General features: G+C 45.5%; 2 protein-coding genes. One reads left to right on the forward strand and one right to left on the reverse strand.

Annotated features, from left to right (window positions below):
• On the forward strand, positions 1 to 426 hold a 426-nt coding region (locus tag A3763_RS28000), incomplete at its 5' end, for a hypothetical protein (RefSeq protein WP_197482726.1).
• Positions 427 to 447: 21 nt separating this feature from the next.
• Here A3763_RS28000 and alr read toward each other — a convergent pair.
• On the reverse strand, positions 448 to 952 hold a 505-nt coding region (gene alr, locus A3763_RS03245), incomplete at its 5' end, for an alanine racemase (protein ID WP_068759881.1).

Raw genomic sequence — 952 nt, forward strand, 5'->3', positions numbered from 1 at the left:
ATTGCGAACTCAATATGGGGACGAATTTCCAACTTATTTGATAGCTCGGGTGCCCCCGTAGAACAGGCTATCATCAACTCAAATGATACGACATTACTAAGTGTTGGAGAGAAAACTATTCCCGCTCTCATTAACCCTAATATCTATCAGTATAATCAAGATCATGACTTGGGGCATGGCGCTCTAATAGGGACTTTGCCTGGCAACATCGCAGAGGTTATCGATATTGACATAAAGAGCCAATTTCATGGTGAGGTGAAAGTTAAAGATAGCTATGAACATGACGCACCGGTCAAGACCTACTTCTTTCCGAGCAGCCTTTCTTTCATCAACCCGACAGGCTCTTTTGGCGACATGAAGTTTATGTATGACGATACTTCTGAAGAACCATCAGAGAGCGAAGAACTCCTCGAAGAAGCACCTTAAAAAGGCCCAGTGGCGAATACTCTATTCGCCACTCAACAGCCTTGGAACACGAGTAGTAATACTACAAAATAACTCGTAGGCAATCGTACCAGCCAAAGATGCAAGCTCGTCCGCCTTAATATAATCCCCCCACAGCTCAACAGGACTGCCAAGACCACAAGAAGGAATATCCGTTATATCAATTGCCAACATATCCATCGATACCCGCCCTACAAGCGGGGCTCGAACAAAGGATTGTGACGCGGAATCAAAAACCGCTACCGGCGTTCCATCTGGTGCATGTCGGGGATAACCATCACCATAACCGCAAGCGACTGTTGCAATTCGTGATTCACGAGATGCTCGCCAGCGGCCGCCATAGCCAACACGCTCTCCGATAGAAAGCTCTCTAACAGCCATGATTGCAGACTTTAATTTCATCACCGGCTTTAAATCAAAATTCTGGTCTTGCTTCTCTGGTGACGGCATTGCGCCATATAAGATAATACCAGGTCGAACAATATCTTTATGGCTATGAGGATAATAT

Source organism: Oleiphilus sp. HI0128 (genome assembly GCF_001635365.1).